General features: G+C 63.4%; 13 protein-coding genes. All 13 read left to right on the top strand.

Annotated features, from left to right (window positions below; translation table 11 throughout):
* Positions 1–178: 178 nt before the first annotated feature.
* Genes tssA through tagF form a run of 13 tightly spaced genes read left to right on the top strand, consistent with a single transcriptional unit; the run spans position 179 to position 16,301 of the window.
* Positions 179–1,372: a type VI secretion system protein TssA gene (tssA, locus tag AC0L2K_RS04455; protein ID WP_473530718.1), complete on the top strand. Its 1,194-nt coding sequence runs from the start codon at positions 179–181 to the stop codon at positions 1,370–1,372.
* A gap of 6 nt (positions 1,373–1,378) precedes the next feature.
* Positions 1,379–1,918 (top strand): type VI secretion system contractile sheath small subunit, encoded by a 540-nt coding sequence (tssB, locus tag AC0L2K_RS04450; RefSeq protein WP_023801313.1) that lies wholly within the window; start codon positions 1,379–1,381, stop codon positions 1,916–1,918.
* A gap of 3 nt (positions 1,919–1,921) precedes the next feature.
* Entirely contained in the window at positions 1,922–3,427 is a 1,506-nt protein-coding gene (gene tssC / locus AC0L2K_RS04445) for a type VI secretion system contractile sheath large subunit (protein WP_023801312.1), read from the top strand.
* Between the two features lie 51 nt (positions 3,428–3,478).
* Positions 3,479–3,934, top strand: a complete 456-nt coding sequence (locus tag AC0L2K_RS04440) for an Hcp family type VI secretion system effector (protein WP_023801311.1) — start codon at positions 3,479–3,481, stop codon at positions 3,932–3,934.
* Positions 3,921–4,676 (top strand): type VI secretion system baseplate subunit TssE, encoded by a 756-nt coding sequence (tssE, locus tag AC0L2K_RS04435; protein ID WP_023801310.1) that lies wholly within the window; start codon positions 3,921–3,923, stop codon positions 4,674–4,676. The genes AC0L2K_RS04440 and tssE overlap by 14 nt, the downstream gene beginning before the upstream one ends.
* A gap of 1 nt (position 4,677) precedes the next feature.
* On the top strand, positions 4,678–6,552 hold the full coding sequence (tssF, locus tag AC0L2K_RS04430) for a type VI secretion system baseplate subunit TssF (RefSeq protein WP_023801309.1): 1,875 nt from the start codon (positions 4,678–4,680) through the stop codon (positions 6,550–6,552).
* Entirely contained in the window at positions 6,516–7,601 is a 1,086-nt protein-coding gene (tssG, locus tag AC0L2K_RS04425; RefSeq protein ID WP_287174453.1) for a type VI secretion system baseplate subunit TssG, read from the top strand. The genes tssF and tssG overlap by 37 nt, the downstream gene beginning before the upstream one ends.
* The gene (gene tagH, locus AC0L2K_RS04420; protein WP_287364638.1) at positions 7,598–9,079 is read left to right on the top strand and encodes a type VI secretion system-associated FHA domain protein TagH; all 1,482 of its coding nucleotides are present in this window, start codon (positions 7,598–7,600) and stop codon (positions 9,077–9,079) included. Before tssG ends, tagH begins: the two co-directional genes overlap by 4 nt.
* Before the next feature lie 3 nt (positions 9,080–9,082).
* Positions 9,083–9,535 carry a type VI secretion system lipoprotein TssJ gene (tssJ, locus tag AC0L2K_RS04415; protein WP_473530717.1) on the top strand — a complete coding sequence of 151 codons (453 nt, stop codon included), beginning with the start codon at positions 9,083–9,085 and terminating at the stop codon, positions 9,533–9,535.
* A 39-nt stretch (positions 9,536–9,574) separates the two neighbouring features.
* On the top strand, positions 9,575–10,909 hold the full coding sequence (tssK, locus tag AC0L2K_RS04410; protein ID WP_473530716.1) for a type VI secretion system baseplate subunit TssK: 1,335 nt from the start codon (positions 9,575–9,577) through the stop codon (positions 10,907–10,909).
* Positions 10,910–10,913: 4 nt separating this feature from the next.
* On the top strand, positions 10,914–12,236 hold the full coding sequence (icmH, locus tag AC0L2K_RS04405) for a type IVB secretion system protein IcmH/DotU (RefSeq protein WP_473530715.1): 1,323 nt from the start codon (positions 10,914–10,916) through the stop codon (positions 12,234–12,236).
* Between the two features lies 1 nt (position 12,237).
* Positions 12,238–15,777: a type VI secretion system membrane subunit TssM gene (gene tssM, locus AC0L2K_RS04400; protein WP_473530714.1), complete on the top strand. Its 3,540-nt coding sequence runs from the start codon at positions 12,238–12,240 to the stop codon at positions 15,775–15,777.
* Positions 15,759–16,301, top strand: a complete 543-nt coding sequence (gene tagF / locus AC0L2K_RS04395; RefSeq protein WP_473530713.1) for a type VI secretion system-associated protein TagF — start codon at positions 15,759–15,761, stop codon at positions 16,299–16,301. The genes tssM and tagF overlap by 19 nt, the downstream gene beginning before the upstream one ends.
* Positions 16,302–16,406 lie beyond the last annotated feature (105 nt).

Below are 16,406 nucleotides of genomic sequence, written 5' to 3'. Positions count from 1 at the left end.
CCCGCCTGTTGGCGATGCGTTCACCGACAGGGTTCGACAAATCCGCCAGCACTTTTGAGCCCAGCGCGCCGGTTGCAGGCTCGTATTAAGATTGAGCATCAACTAAATTGTGGTAAAGTGTCGCAGTGTGGTAACGTTGGGTCAGGCACGGCCCACGAGCCGCGCGCTGGGGGATGGTGTGCTTGATCTCGCACTCTGGCTGAATCCGCTGGACGGTGAAAATCCGTCAGGGGAGGATTTGCGCAACGATCCAGCCTTTCATGAGCTGGAGCGTCTCACCGAGCCGCAGGTCAAGGTCGTCCATGGCGGCCACAACCAGCCCTCGTCGCAAAGCACCATTCCGGTCGACTGGCCTGCCGTCCTCGACAAGGCGGAGGAATTGCGTGCGCATGGCCGGGATCTGCGCCTGCTCGTCATTGTCACGCGCGCGCTGGCCAATGAGCAGCGGCTCGCCGGGCTCGCACATGGCCTGACCCTTGTTGCGCGGAGCTTCGATCAGCATTGGGAGACCATGCACCCGGCCCTGCGGCCCAGTGCTTCACCCCGCGACGCCGCCTTGCGTCGCATCAACGCCCTGCTCGACCTCCAGAATGGCCAGGACGGGCTGCTGGCGGACTTGCGGCGAATGATTTTCTTCGCGCCGCGCCCTATGGGACCGATCAGCGGACGCGATCTGGAACAAGCCGCACTCGACGAGCGGGTCATGCTTCTGGAAGCGGCTTCGGGATTGAATGCGGCGGAAAAGGCAACGCTGGCCAGCGCGCACGGTCAACTGCTGAACCGGGTTCATAGCGGGTGCAAGGCGCAGGCCGATCAAGCCAATGCGGAGATGATGTCGCTCATTGCCGATGCTCATGCGGCGATCACGGCTCTTGATGCGGTCGAGACGGCTCTCAACGGCCGTCTGCAGGGCGGTGGCGTCGCTGTTCCGGAATTGAAACGGTTTCTGCAGCGTTTGCTGTCGACCCTCGAACGGAATTCGGCAATCGAAACGGCGACGAACGGCGCGGCCGAGCCAGCCCCCACGACTGCAGATCCGGAAATGCCTGCTCGAAACGGTCAAATGCCTGCAAAGGGCCATGGAGCCGATACTATGGCAAGTGTGGCGGGTTACGCGGAACCGAGCACGGGGCTGCCGGAGCGGATTTCCTCGCGCGACGACGTCGTGAAATGCCTCGACCTCGTCGTCGCCTTTTATGACCGCACCGAACCGTCGAGCCCGATCCCGCACCTGGCCCGCCGGGTGCGCCGGATGGTGCATATGGATTTCGTTGAACTGATGGAAGATCTCGCCCCGTCGGGGCTGAAGGAATTCCGGCTGCTTGCCGGCGTTCCCGATGCCAAGAAGACGGCCCAGAAGGATGAAAGGTAACGAGCCATGGCAGCTGAAAGCAAAGCGAAAGTCATCGAACGGAACCGCGCTCCGCGCGTGCAGATCGCCTATGACGTGGAAACCTATGGCAGCCCGACGACGATCGAATTGCCGTTCGTCATGGGCGTGATGGCCGACCTCTCCGGCGCTTCACAGACCAGGGAAGCGATGAAGTCGGTACTGGACCGCTCCTTTGTCGAGACTGACGCCAACCGCTTCCCCCGTTTCATGGAGGCGCTCGGGCCGCGCGTCAAAGCCCGTGTGAAGAATACGCTGCCCCAGGCTGAGGGCGCCGAGCGGGACGAAGAGCTAGCACTCGATCTTACCTTCACCAAAATGGGCGATTTCGCCCCGGACAAGATCGCCGAACAAGTCCCGCAATTGGCCGAGATCCTCAAGATGCGTCGTCAGCTCGAGGAGCTGCTCGGTTTCATGGACGGCCGTGTCGACGCCGAAAAGCGCATCGCGCAACTTCTGAACAACGAGCCGCTTCTCGGCAAGATCGCCAACCAGGCATTATCCGACGACGACAAGGTTCAGGAGTAAATCATGGCCGAACAACAAAAAACCGCAGCCGTCGCCGCTGAGGCGGAAGCCATAGACCTCGGAGAATTCAGCGGGCTCCTCGAGAAGGATTTCAAGGTCAAGAAGGACGACAGCGAGAAGCTGCAGCAGCTCGTCCGTAATCTCGCGCTGGCGGCGCAGTCCCGCTCCGATACCACGACCATCTCGTCCAACGCGATCAAATCGATCAAGTCGCTGATAGCAGGCATCGACAAGATGCTGACTACCCAGGTGAACGAGATTCTGCATGCGCCGGAAGTGCGCGAAATGGAAGGCACATGGCGCGGCCTATGGTATCTCGTCAACAACACCGAGACGGATCAGAAGCTGAAGATCCGGGTGATGAACATTTCCAAGGTTCAGCTTGCCGACACGCTTGAAGACTACGAAGGCCAGATGTGGGATCAAAGCCCGATCTTCAAGAAGGTCTATACGGACGAGTATTCGATGCTGGGTGGCGAGCCGATCGGCTGCCTGATCGGCGCCTACGAATTCTCGAACCATCCGCGTGACGTCGGCCTGTTGCGTAACATCTCGGGCATCTGTGCCTCCGCGCATACGCCGTTCATCGCAGCCGCCGACCCGCGGCTGTTCCGCATGGACAGCTGGCAGGAACTGCCGAACCCGCAGGACCTGCAGATGATCGTCTCCAACCCGGCCTATGCCTCGTGGCAATCGCTGCGCGAGAGCGAGGACGCGCGCTACATCGGCCTGACCATGCCACGTGTTCTGGCGCGACTGCCGTATGGCTCGGAAACCGTTCCGGTGAAGGGCTTCACTTTCGAGGAAGAAGTGCAGGGCGACCACAACAAATATGTCTGGATGAACGCCGCCTTCCCGATGGGCGTCAACATAAACCGCAGTCACAAGCTCTATGGCTGGGGCACGCAGATCCGCGGAGTCGAGAACGGCGGCACAGTGATCAACCTGCCGGTGCACTCCTTCCCCACGGACGACGGATCGATCGCGATGAAATGCCCGACGGAAGTTGCCATCGACGACCGGCGCGAGGCGGAACTGGCCAAGCTCGGCCTGATGCCCATTCTGCACCGCAAGAACACCGATCTCGCAGCCTTTATCGGTGCGCATTCGCTGCAGGACGACGAGACGCGCGCCGGGCGGCTGGTCGATCCCGACGCCCAGTCAAATGAACGGCTGAGCGCCAACCTGCCCTATCTTTTCCCGGTTTCGCGCTTTGCGCACTACCTCAAGGCCATTGCGCGCGACAAGATAGGGTCGTTCAAGGAGCGCTCCGACATGCAGATCTGGTTGACCGAGTGGATCAACCGCTACGTGCTGGCCAACCCGGCCTTTGCCGACGACAAGGCGCGCGCCAAGCGCCCGCTTGCCGCCGCTGAAGTCCAGGTGGACAGCGTCGAGGGGCGGCCGGGCTACTACAACGCCCGCTTCTATCTGCGCCCGCATTACCAATTGGAGGGCATCAACGCCTCGCTTCGACTGGTGTCAGAACTACCGTCCGTAAAGGCTTGATTTTGCAGCAACATCCACCTTGTTTTGTTTTGAAAGCGCTGGAGGAAGACAATGCCCGTGAAAATTGATGGTTTTCTAAAAGTTCCGGATATCAAAGGGCCAAGCGTTCGCGACGGTCATGAGGACGAAATCGAAGTCCACGGGGTCGATTACAAGATAATCGCGCCATACGATCCGAATTCGCTCTCACGCCGCGGTCGCGTGTCGCTGGGGATGATCAAGTTCACCAAGCATTATGACAAGTCATCGCCCTATCTGAAAAAGGCGCTGTTCGACAACAAGGCGCTGGACGAAGTTGTGTTCTCCGCCCGCCGGACCATCGATGGCGAGACCAGCGATTATCTGGTCGTCACCCTCACCGACGCTTCGATCATGGAATACGACATGTCGCAGGCCGAGGACGAGGAAGACCTGATCGAGGAGGAGGTCAGCTTCGCCTACAAGAAGATCAAGTTCGTCTATGACAAGGATGACGAAATCGAAATGGATGTCTATGTCGGCAAGTGAGGCGCGGCGGCCCGGCGCCGACAAGCTGCAGGTAACCGGCAGTTCGCGAGCAAAACGCGAGGCGGTCCAGCCCTCTCTTTGGGACCGCCTCGTCAACGACCTGCCGGGCGTCACCTCCGAGATAGACGGGCTGCGCCAGACCTTGCAGGACGAGTTGGGCGCGGACCGGCTGGACACGCTGCTGGCGGGCAGCGCGCGGCTGATCGACGCCGACGCGGAGCTGACTCCCGATCAGAAGCGGCGTCTGCACCGCCTGGCCTTTCAGACCCAACACCGCGCCGAGATCGAAAGCCGTGGCGTGGTTGTATCGGCCCGCGTCCTCAGGGAGGCGGTGCGGCGCGACATCGAGGCCTTGTTCAACACCGAGCGTTTTGAAGCTGTTCCGCTTCTTTCCGATTTCGAAAGCGAACAGGCCGCAGACAATCCGCCGTCGCTGGCCGATTTTCCGGAGGTGCGCCGAAGTGTGGTCAACTACGGCGTGCCGTCGTTTTCGGGCCGTTCGTCCCGCGACTTTGATCGCGAGACCCTGGCGCGCGAGATCCGCTCGGTCCTTGCCACCTTCGAGCCCCGTCTCAAGGAAAGCGCAACCAAGGTAACGGTGACCCTCGGTGACAAAAGTGTCGGCCTGAAGATCGAGATAGACGCCGTTCTGATCATGACGCCGACGCCGGAACGCATGCGCCTGCGCACCACGATCAATCTCGATAACGGCCTGGCGCGGACCGAATTCAGGGACAGCTGAGATGGATCGGGTCTTCGTAGAATATTACGAGGAGGAACTGACCCATATCCGCGGACTCGCGGCGGAATTTGCCGACATGCATCCGGCGGTGGCGCGCAATCTTTCTCTCGATACCGTCCCGTGCCCGGATCCGTATGTCGAGCGGCTGCTTGACGGCGTCGCTTTCCTCGCTGCACGCACCCGGTTGAAAGTCGACGCCGAGCGTTCGCGGTTTTCACGCAGCGTGCTGGATGTGCTGTATCCCGATCTGGTTACCCCGGCCCCGGCTACGGCAATGGCAGTGCTGAAACCCGGCCAGCAGGTCCAGTCGATGATTGCCGGCCATGTCATCAAGCGGAACACGCGGCTGGTGTCCAGTCTGCAACCCGGCCTGTCGACGCGTTGCACATTCACCACCGCGCAGGAAATCACGCTGTGGCCGATAACCATCAATTCGGTCAGCTATTTCCAGGATCGCAGCGGGTTGGCGGCGGCCGGCATAACACCGATCGGCGGCGCAGGCGGCGAGGCGGCGCTGCGCATCACGCTGGGTCGGACCGGAAAAGGCAAGCTCGGCGAACTGGCGCTCGACCGGCTTGATTTCTATTTTGCCGGGCGCACCAAGGCGCCATTGCTGTTCGACGCGATTTTCGGCGCCTGCTCGGCGGTTGGCGCCCGCGCCGAGGGCAAGGCCAATCCGCTGTCGCGGTTGCCGGAACCCGAAATGGTCGGCATCAGCGACGACGAGGCGTTGATGCCTCGTACCCGGCCGACATTCGAAGGCTACCGCCTGCTGCGTGAATATTTCATGATGCCCGAGCGCTTTCACTACGTGCGGGTTTCAGGACTGCAACCGGTCGTGCGCCGATGCGAGGCCGGGGTCGAGATCATCTTCATGTTCCGGCGCCCGGTGCCCGAGCTTGCCGATGTGACGCCGGCGGATTTCGAACTTTTCGCGACACCGATCATCAACCTGTTCGAGCGTGACTGCAACGTCATCGAACTTGATCCGCGCAGAACGCGGCAGGTGTTGCATGCCGACCGCACGCGGGCGCGCGACTTCGAAATCTATCGGGTGACCCATGTCGAGGACGCCGATGCCGAGGGTCCTGACGCCGAAATTCCAGAACTCTTCAGCCTGGGGCAAAACCGCAGCAATGGCTGGGTCTATTCCACCGAACGGCGCCCTCGCCGGGCCACCGAAGATGAACGGCGCGACGGACTGACCCGCACTTCCTACACCGGAGACGACGTTTTCCTTTCGGTTTCCCGGCCGGCCGGAAGCCCGGCGAACCGGCCGCTGAAGCGGCTCGACATCATGGCGCTTTGCACCAACCGCGATCTGCCGATCCTCGACGACAACCCTACCCTGACGCTGGAGACAGGCGATCCGGTCGAAACGGTCCGGCTTATCGGTGCTTTGCGCCCGCCCCAGCCGGCGATCCCGGCCGCGCTGCCCGCCGGCGCCGAAGGCGAATCTCGAGCCGACAATCTCGCATGGCGGCTGGTGGCGCAGTTGGCCCTCAACTTTCTCAGCCTCGCCAAGGAAGGCCGCGGTGTCGATCCGCTGCATGCGCTGCTCGATCTTTATGCCGACCGGGGAGATCCGAGCCTGGCTCGCAACGTGCACTCGATCGTTCGCATCGACTCGCGATCCGTCATCGAACGGCTGCAGATCGATGGGCCGATGTGCTTCGGACGGGGCACGGAAGTGACATTGCATGTGGACCAGTCGGTCCTGGCCGGGCAAAGCACATTGCTGCTTTCAGCCTTGCTTGCCCGGCTGTTTGCCCGTCACGCCGGGATAAACGGCTTTGTGCGGACCCGCACGCGGTTGCTGCAGAAGCAGGAGGATGTGCCATGGCCGATGACGCCCGGCAATCGCTACCTGATCTAGGCAAGCTCGACCCGGTCTGGGCCGAAGAACTGGATGATACGTTCGACTTCTTCGAACTGTTGCGCCGGCTCGAACAACGGGGCGGGCTGTTTGGCTATTCCGGCCGCGCAGATCGCGAGCCGGCAAGGCTCGGGCAGCATGTGCGTCTTAGCTTTTCCGCCAAGGACGTGGTCGAATTCCGCGAAGCTAAGGACGATTCGCCGGGGAAAGACCGAATGCCGGCCCGGGTCACCGTTGCAAATCTCGGGCTGATGGGACCGGAAGGCCCGATGCCGCTTCATTTGACACGTTGGGTGCTCGATCGTCTGTCGCAGCGCTGGTTCACCGGCGCTGACGCACGGCAGACCAGCGACACGACGTTCGTGGACTTCGTCAATATTCTCCAGCACCGCTTGATCGCCCTGTACTATCGAGCCTGGGCCGACGCGCATCCGGCGGTACAGGTCGAACGTGCGGTCGGCGGCCGAGTAAGGGCCATGCTTGAAGCGATGGCGGGAACCGGACTTCCCGGCACCCAAAATTCCGATCTCGACGCCGTAAAGCTTCGCCAGGCCGCGTCGCTCGCCAGCCAGGTCGACGGCCCGGAGCGGCTGACGCTGTTCCTGGCGGAAGCGTTCAAGGTGCCGGTCGCGATCAAGGAGTTCGTTGCCACCTGGATGACCATACCAGCGACGCTCCAGACCCGGCTTACCCAGGCTTACGCAGTGCTGGGTCGCGGGGCGACGATCGGCCCGCGCGTTTTCAGCCGCCAAAGCAGGATCGAGCTGCGCGTCGGCCCAGTCGGCTATGAGGAGTTCAAGACGTTCCTGCCGGGCGGTCAACGTCTGAAGATGTTCGAGCAGGCGGTTCGCGACATGGTCGGGGAATCGCTCGACGTCGATCTGCGGATCGTGCTGGCGCGTGAAGCGGTGCCGCCGCCGCGTATCGGAGCGGTACAGCTCGGCCGAACCACCTGGCTTGCGCGGCCCACTGAAAGGGGCGATGCTGACGATATGCGGCTGCGGACAATCGTCGGATGGCGGCCGGAAATGGCGGAGGTCGCGGCATGAGTCTGCTGCTGACGCTGGAGCACGGGCCACGCACCCAGGCGGTACGGCAGACCCGGCTGGACGAGGGTGAACTGGTGATCGGCCGTAGCGCGGACGCGGACTGGCAGATCGACGATCCCGACATGTTCGTTTCACGCGCCCATTGCAGGATCAGCGGCGGGCCGGATGGATATTTCGTCACCGACACATCAAGCAGCGGATTGTTCATAAACGATTCCGACAGCCCGCTCGGCACCGGCACGTCGGTCCGTCTTCAGAACGGCATGCGGCTGAGGCTGGGTGACTACATAGTATGCGTCGATCTGCAGACGCCGGTCGCTCACGCACCAGCGGCCAGCCAAACGTTCACAGAGCGGTCACCGCCGGCATCGCGAGCGCCGGTAAGCATCGGCCGCGATGACTTCTTCTCAGCCACGGTCGAAGAAGAGCCGCGCCGGCCGCGTCCCGCCGACCTGCCGAACCCGTTCGAGCAACCCGTTCCAGGAGCGTTCGAGCGCGCCAACCAGCGCAGTTCGCCTGCCTTCGACGACCCGTTCAGCCTCGACCCGGTAGCAACGCCGGCGCCGAATGGCGCCAGCTATTCCGAACCGCGTGGTGCGCCGGACGCCGCAGACCCATTCAGCTTCGATCCGGTGCCTTCCGGTGCAAGCGAGCCCGTTCCAGGCCAGCCCGTTTCAAGCCAGTCTGTTTCAAGAAAGTCGTCCGAATTCGATGACGGTTTCGGTTTCGGGCCGGCCGCGTCGCCCGATTTGAGAAACGGCGCCGGCCCGGCCGGTCAACGCAAACACGTCGCCGGAGAGCCGGCCCATCCCTGGGATTTGCCTGGCCCCGCGGCAGCTATCCCTGCTCAGCCACGTGCTGGCGGTGCCCCCAAACCCGCCCCCTCCCCGGCAGCGGCGCAACCGGCGAACACGGCCTTTCGCACCGCGTTCTTGCGAGGCATGGGTGTTGAGGAAGCCGATTTTCCCGGACGCGACAGCATCGCGGAAATGGAGAAGTTCGGTCGCGAGTATCGGCTGATGATGGAAGGCCTGATGCAGCTGCTGCGCAAGCGGGCCGAGGAAAAAGGCAACGCTCGCGTCGCCCAGACGGTGGTTGGGGCCTCTGAAGTCAATCCGCTAAAATTTCTGCCGACGGTCGACGACGCCATCGTGACCCTCATCGCCGAGCGCAGCCCCGGATTTCTGGCCGGTGAAGCGGCAATCGCCGACGCGGTCCGCGATCTCGCGCAACATCATGTGCGCGCCTGGCGAGGCGTGCAGTCCGCCTTGCGGCGAATGATTGACCGTTTTGACCCGGCAGCGATCGAGGAAGAGCTCAAATCGAGTTCCGCGATCGGCACCGTGCTTTCGGGCGGGCGCCGCGCCAGGCTGTGGGAGCTTTACCAGAAACGCCATCGTGAAATCGCCCAGAGTGCGGAATCGAGCTTTTTGGGCGAAATCGGCGCTGATTTTCGGGATGCATATGAGGAGGAGTGAAACATGATCGATCGCCGCGAATTTATCGTTGCCCTGGGCGCAACCGGGCTGCTTGCTGCTTGCCAGAGCGGTCCGCCAAAACCATCCGCGGTGACCGTCAACCTGACCGGCGCGGCCGGCATGAACCCGGGACCAGGCGGCGGCGACCGGCCGGTGACGGTCCTCGTGATGCGGCTGCGCAGCACCGGCAAATTCAATTCGGCCGATTATTTCGCGCTGCAGGGGGATGCCGGCTCGGCACTCGCAAGCGATCTCATCGGATCCGACCAGATCTCCGTCGGGCCTGGCAAGACCGCATCCAAAACCATCACGGTCGAGCCGGACGCGGCTGCGCTGGGCTTCGTTGCCCTCGTTCGCGAGCCCGGCGGCCGGACCTGGCGTACAACCAAGTCGGTGTCGTCGGGATCAACAGTTACCGTCAACGTCACACTAGGCAGCGGCGGCATTTCCGCCTAGCGGCCAGGGCAAGGGGTGCTCGATGCAGGAAGTAGCGGCATGAGCGATGCAAACAGGGTGCTGTGGTCCGAAGGCCTGTTTCTCCGGACCCAGCATTTTCAGCAGCAGGATCGCTTTTTCGAGGCGACGGTGCGCGGCGCGTTGCAGGCCGGGCAGTTGCATACGTTCGGCTTCCAGCAGCTGACGCTGGACCAGGCAATGCTCGATGCCGGCCAGGTCTCGATCCTGTCGGCACGGGGCATCTTTCCGGATGGAACCCCCTTCTCCATCCCGGACCTGATGGACGCGCCACGACCGCTGCCGGTCACCGCCGATACCGGCGAAGGACCGGTGCTGGTCGCCCTGCCGCTCGAGCCTGCCGGCGGTGTCGGCTTCGATCCGGCGCACGCCGCATCGACAGGCGCACGCTATCATGGGCGGATCGTTTCGGTGCGCGACGCCGTCCAGGGCGGTTCGGATCCTGAAGAAATCGAAATCGCCCGCCCGCAGGCGCTGCTGATTGCACCGGGAAAATCGGTTGGCGGCTACACCGCCCTGCCGATAGCCGACATCAAAGGGGTTCGAGCCGACGGCGGCGTCTCGCTGGACGAGACGTTCCTGCCGCCGACACTGGTTACCGGGGCGGTGGCCTGGTACCGGCAGCTGCTTTTGGAAGTTGTCACCGGACTCGACCAGATCGCCGAGGCGCATGGCAAAATGGTCATGGGCGGGCCAGGGCGCAGCGTCGAAGACCTGCTGATGCTCAATCTCGCCAATGCGGCGCGTCCGCGGCTGGCGCACATGCTGGCTCAGGATGTTTTCCATCCGGCCGAGCTTTACCTGGAGCTTGCCGGTCTTGCCGGCTCGATGGCGACCTATGGCTCGAGCGCGCGACGGCTGAGCGAGTTGCCCGCCTATGATCACATGGCGCCCGCCCCCGCCTATTCGGCGCTGGCCGACGCCTTGCGCTCGCTCATCCTGAGCCTGCGCTACATCGAGCCTAAATCACGCGCGCTGCCGGTCATGCGGCATTCGACCAATGTCTGGAAGATCCGCATCGACAACCCGAAACTGCTGGTGGCCAGCCGGATCGTCATCCGGGTCGGCTCCGAGCTGTCTGAAGATGCCTTGCGCAAGATTTTCGTCAACCAGGCGACCGTCGGTTCGGCCGATCAGTTCGAGGGCCTGTGGAAATCCCGCCTACCCGGCATTCCACTGAAACCGCTTCATTCCCAGCCGCGCGAAATCCCCTACGATGGCGATCGGCTGTGCCTTGAGCTGGATCAGAAAAGCGAGCACTGGGCCTCGCTGCTCGATGCCCCCGGCTTCGTCATCGGCGTGTCGGGCGTGCTGCCGAGCGAGCCGCAGGTCGACTGCTATTCGGTAAACAGGTGAGATGATGAGCCGGGATGATCCTTTCGGACTGTCGGAGGATCGCGAACGCACTCGCATACGGCTGACCGGCGCGCCGATGCCGCGACCGATGACGCCACTGTTGTCGGGCGTGCCAATCAAACGCTCGCGTACGCATCCGAACACGCTGGTCAACGCATTCGCGCCGCTCCTCGAGTTCGCGCCCGAACTTGAAAGCGCGCTGCCGCCGGAAAACCCGGAAGCGTTGCGCACCCGGCTGCTCGACGAGTTGGTTCGGGCACGCGACGCGGCAATGGCGGCGGGGTCCTCTCTGGAGCGCGCCGACCAGGCAGCCTGGGTGGTGGCGGCATTGCTCGATGATCTCGCCCTGAACACGCCATGGGGCGGCGCCAGCGCATGGCCGCGCCAGCCGCTTGTGGTGATGCTGCGAGGCGATGTCGATGCCGGCACGCAGTTCTTCACGCGTCTCGACGAACTGGAGCGGCATCCGAACCGGGATCGCGAATTGCTCGAACTGCAATATCATTGCCTGGCGCTCGGCTTCCGCGGCAAATATCGTGTTCCGGGCCGGTCGGGCGACCGCTCCATCAATGCGGTTCGCGTTGCTGCGGCGCGCTTTCTGCGCGATGCCGATGCCGACGGCGCGCCGCTGTCGCCGAACTGGAAAGGCGTGATCGCATCCGACGAGCCGCAGCGCTTCATCGTGCCGATCTGGGTGATGGGGCTCGGCGCGGCGGTTCTCGCCACGGCAATCTATCTCGGGCTGTCGATGGGACTGAGCAGTCAGGCGGTCGAGCTTTCGACGCTGGTTCGTGCTTTGCCGCCGCCGGAGCGCGGCGATATCAGCCGGACATCGCCACAGGTCGACGCACCGCCGCCGGAGGCAGTGGATTTCGCGCTGGTGCCGGAGTTTCAGGCCGGAGCGCCGGCCAATCTCAGAGCCGCGCTCAGCGGCACCGAGAGCGTTTCGCTGGCCAGGCTGATCATTCAGGCCACCAACCCCGAACTGTTCCAGTCGTCGCGGCCGACACTGACGGAAGGCTTCGAACCGCTGATCGGTTCAATCGCCAAAGTGATCCTGGCCAATCAGGAACTGATCGGAAACATCACCGTGGTCGGCCATACCGACAGTATTCCCTTGCAACGGTCCAATCCGCTTTCCACCAACCAGCGGCTGTCCGAAGCGCGCGCCGCAACCATTACCGAGATGCTGGTCCAGAACGGTGTGCCGCAGGACCGCATTCGCTTCGAAGGACGTGCAGCTACCGATCCAGTGGCCGACGACAGCACCCGCGCGGGACGGGCCTTGAACCGCCGCGTCGAGGTGCTGGTCGAAAAGAGGCTGTGAGATGTTCATCCTGCGCTTCCTCTGGGCGGTTCTGACATCGCGCTGGCTGTGGACGCTGATCGGCATCACGCTGCTTTCCCTGGTTATCTGGGTGTTCGGCCCGATCGTCAGGGTCGGTGCTTACGAACCCTTCGCCTCGGAAAATGTCCGTATCGTCATCATTGCGCTGCTGGTCATCTTCTGGCTGATCTGGCTGATCGTCGCGCAGCGCCGGGCGATCCGGGCCAACCGCATGTTCGTCGCCGAAATCGCTGCGCCCGTGGTGGAAAAACCGCTGAGCCCCGGCGAAGAGAACGTCGCCGCCGTCGGCGCCAAGTTCGCCGAGGTTATGGTCGAACTGAAGCGCCGCAAACTCGGCGGACGCAAGTTCCTGCGCGAGATGCCCTGGTATGTGATCGTCGGGCCGCCGGCCACCGGCAAGACCACGGCCTTGCGCCAGTCCGGCCTGAACTTTCCGATCGACCTCACCGACGATCTGCAGGGGGTTGGCGGAACGCGCAACTGCGACTGGTTTTTCTCCGAGAACGCGGTTCTGATCGACACGGCGGGCCGCTATGTGCAGCAGGAGAGCCAGCCCGACGTCGATGCGGCGGAATGGCTGGGCTTCCTCGACCTCTTGAAAAAGCATCGCGGCCGCCGGGCGCTCAACGGCGTGATCGTCGCGCTTTCGATCGATGCGCTTTCAGAGGGCGACGAAGCCATCAAGGCGCATGGCCGCAAGATCCGTCGGCGCCTGGCAGAGCTCAACGACCGGCTCGAAATCCGCCTTCCGGTCTATCTGATGCTGACCAAGGCCGATCTGATCAAGGGTTTCGAGGCTTTCTTCGGCGGCCTGTCGACGGCCTCGCGCGAGCAGGTCTGGGGGACAACCTTCGCGCTGGATGCGCGTGTCGACGCAAAGACCATAGAACGGGAAATCGCAACCCTTGCGACGCAACTCGAGCGGCGGCTAGTGCCGCGCCTGGAAGACGAGGACAAACTCGCCGTCCGCGCCGAGATTTTCAGGTTTCCCGCCCAGCTGACGAGCCTGTCCGAGCCGATCCAGGTGCTGGTCGAGGCGATGTTCGGCGAAAGCCGCTACGAAGAAGCCGCCTGGCTGCGCGGCGTCTATCTGACGTCGGCGACCCAGGAAGGGGCGCCCATCGACCGGCTGACCGCGGCGCTGTCGTCATCCTTCGGCCTTCCGCCGCGACGGGCCATGCCGGCGCCGCGCGTTGAAAAACGCAGCTTTTTCCTGAAGAACCTGCTGACCGAGGTCATTTTCAGGGAAGCCGGCCTGGGGACGTTCGATCCGCTGGCGCAGCGCCGCCGCGCCTGGGTCTGGCGTGGCGCCGCGGCCGCCTGTGCCGCCGCAGCCCTGTTGGCCGGTGCGATGTTCACCTGGTCCTACTATGACAACCGCAATGCGATCGCAGCGCAGGCGGGCCAGTTCGAAGCGCTGCAGGCGCCGCTGACCGCGGCAGCCGCGAGCCCGGCATCGGTGGAGCAGCCCGCCATCGACAGCGCGCTCTATGCGATGGCCGAGGTCGCAAACGCCCGTACCCCACCGCCGAGCAGCGCCCAGGACCTGCTCGGGCCGTCGGCGTCGGCAGAGCTGCTGCGGGCGCAGGCCGACACTTACGACCACGCTTTGCGCAACGTCCTCGAGCCGCACATGGTCGCTCTGCTCGAGGCGACCATGTGGCGGCAGATCCGCGACCCGGATTTCATGCTGGGGGCGCTGAAGACCTATCGCATGATGACCGGCCTGTCGCAGATGGACGCCGATTACGTTGAGAATTGGTGGGTCAACGACTTGCCGGAATTCGCACCGGCGGCGCCTTTTCCGACCGCCGACGCGGAAGAGCACCAGCTTGCCGCGATCCGTCGCATGACGGTCGACGACAGCTACATATCAGCGGATCAGGCTTTGGTCGCCGAGGCGCTGAAGACGGTTTGCACGATTTCGCTGCCGGCGCGTGCCTACAGGCAGTTGCTGGCCGACCCGGCGGTGGCCGGGCTCAAGGAATGGATCCCGGCGAATTTCGCCGGCCCCAACGGCGCCAAGGTCTTTGCACGGCGCTCCGACAAGACGCTGCGCGTCGGCATATCGGGCGCGTTCACCTATGCTGGCTTCCACGATGCCATTCTCGAACGGGTCGAGGACGTCGCCGCCCAGGCCGCACTCGATCGGGCGGTCTTTGCCGGAGGCTGTTCGGAAAATTCCGAAACCTCGGTCTCGGCGCTGTCTGAGGATATCCTGAAACTCTATTACGAAGACTACATCGCGCAATGGGACAGCATCCTGCGCGATATCAGGCTCGCGCCATTGGCCGACCTGAATGTCGCCAGCGAGAACCTCAAGGACCTTTCGAGCGCCGACTCCGCGCTGAAGCGCCTGCTTACGGCGGTGGTTCAGGAGACCGAGCTAACCCGATCCGATGAAGCGCCGGCCGCCGACAACAAGGCGGCATCCAAGGGCACATCGAAACTGCTCGGCAAGCTGGGGAAGCTTGGAAAGATCGTAAAGACAGGGGCAAAACTGCTGCCGCGCGCAGGCTCCGCCAACGAGGTGGATCTTACCGGCACTCTGGTGGCCGAACACTTCAAGCCGCTCAAGGGGGCGATCGCCGAGGTCGACGGCCAGCCGCCGGCACTCGACGCCGCGGTGGTGGCGCTAACCGCACTTTCGAACGTGCTGCAGACGGTCACGGCCAATCCCGACCCGCAGGACGCCATCAAGAAGCAGGGTGGGCTGGCCGAACTGACGGGAGCGGTCGCCAGGCAAGCGCAGATCCTGCCCGATCCGGTCGACGACTGGCTCGGCGGCATCGCCGGCGACACCAGCGGCCTAACCCAGAAGGCGGTCACCTCGGAACTCAACGCCATCTGGCGCGCCGACATCCTGCCGTTCTGCCAGGCGGCGCTGAACGACCGCTATCCGTTCAGCCCCGAAAGCGCGGTCGACGTCAATGTCCGCGATTTCGCCCGCCTGTTCGGGCCGGCCGGGATGATCGACGCCTTCATCAACGACCATTTGATCAGCTATGTCGACACCGCCAGCCAGCCATGGAAATGGCGCGCCGACTTTGGCCTCGACGCGGCGGCTCTGGCGGCGTTCGAACAGGCCAGGCGGATCCGCGACGATCTGTTTCCAGGCGGTACCGGCCCGGTGATGAGTTTTACGCTGCAACCGACGGACCTGTCGCCCAACGTCACGCGGGTGACGCTCAATCTCGATGGCCAGAACCTCGTCTATTACAACAACGCGACGCGACCGCAACCGATGACCTGGCCCGGCAAGGACGGCACCGGCGTCATCTCGCTCGCCTTCCAGCCGATAGACGGCTCGCCCGAAGTCATGTTGAACGAAACCGGCAGCTGGGCGTGGCTGAGGCTGCTGCGCAGCGGCCGCTTCACCGGCACCTCTTTGTCCGACGTCTACAGCCTGAGACTGGGCACGCAAGGCATGTACGCCGATTTCGAGCTCAAGGCAGCCAGCGTCGAAAATCCCTACAATTTGCAAATGTTCAAGAAATTCTCATGTCCGCCGCAGATATGATCCTGCCCGGCTTTTACGGCAAAATGCCCGCCACCGGCGATTTCGTCTCGCGGCGGCTGCCGGGGGATTTTGTGCGCATCTGGGACCGCTGGCTGGCGCAGCACATCGTTCCGCTGATCGGCATGGAAACCTGGCCGCGCCCCACCGCGCTACGCTTTTTAGCCGGCCCGGCTTCTTTCGGCCCATCGGCGGGCATTATTCTGCAGAGCGCCGACAGGGTCGGCCGGCAGTTCCCTCTGAGCGTTGTGGCGCAGCTTGCTGACGCTTCCATTCAACTGGCTCGCGCCGACGCGTGGTTTTCCAGGATTGAAGAGGCGGCCATCGCCGCCCAGCGTGGCGAGACGACGCCCGATGAACTGGATGCCGCGCTGGGCGCGCTGCCGGTGCCGCCGGTCCAGCCGGGCGAAGAGGTCATCAGCGATATGGTGATGTGGACTGCACACTCCGACATTTTCGATGTTGATCCGCTGTCACCGCAAGCGACGCTGGAGCAGATTTTTGCCGCCAGCTGGGAGACCAGCTGATGCAGGCGAATTTGACGACATCTAATAGTTGGTACGGACGCGGAGGCCGCGTCCGTAGGTTATTTCCAAGACTCAGGTTCCAAGACAGTTGAAGGCTCGCCGTTT

Source organism: Mesorhizobium sp. WSM4817 (assembly GCF_055811135.1).
This window is presented reverse-complemented; position numbering and strand designations above follow the sequence as displayed.

Coding starts and splice junctions, on each gene's coding strand:
- icmH (WP_473530715.1), top strand. CDS start 10,914: ATGAGCCGGGATGATCCTTTCGGACTGTCGGAGGATCGCGAACGCACT.
- tssF (WP_023801309.1), top strand. CDS start 4,678: ATGGATCGGGTCTTCGTAGAATATTACGAGGAGGAACTGACCCATATC.
- tssB (WP_023801313.1), top strand. CDS start 1,379: ATGGCAGCTGAAAGCAAAGCGAAAGTCATCGAACGGAACCGCGCTCCG.
- tssG (WP_287174453.1), top strand. CDS start 6,516: ATGGCCGATGACGCCCGGCAATCGCTACCTGATCTAGGCAAGCTCGAC.
- tssM (WP_473530714.1), top strand. CDS start 12,238: ATGTTCATCCTGCGCTTCCTCTGGGCGGTTCTGACATCGCGCTGGCTG.
- tssE (WP_023801310.1), top strand. CDS start 3,921: ATGTCGGCAAGTGAGGCGCGGCGGCCCGGCGCCGACAAGCTGCAGGTA.
- tagF (WP_473530713.1), top strand. CDS start 15,759: ATGTCCGCCGCAGATATGATCCTGCCCGGCTTTTACGGCAAAATGCCC.
- tssJ (WP_473530717.1), top strand. CDS start 9,083: ATGATCGATCGCCGCGAATTTATCGTTGCCCTGGGCGCAACCGGGCTG.
- AC0L2K_RS04440 (WP_023801311.1), top strand. CDS start 3,479: ATGCCCGTGAAAATTGATGGTTTTCTAAAAGTTCCGGATATCAAAGGG.
- tagH (WP_287364638.1), top strand. CDS start 7,598: ATGAGTCTGCTGCTGACGCTGGAGCACGGGCCACGCACCCAGGCGGTA.
- tssC (WP_023801312.1), top strand. CDS start 1,922: ATGGCCGAACAACAAAAAACCGCAGCCGTCGCCGCTGAGGCGGAAGCC.
- tssK (WP_473530716.1), top strand. CDS start 9,575: ATGAGCGATGCAAACAGGGTGCTGTGGTCCGAAGGCCTGTTTCTCCGG.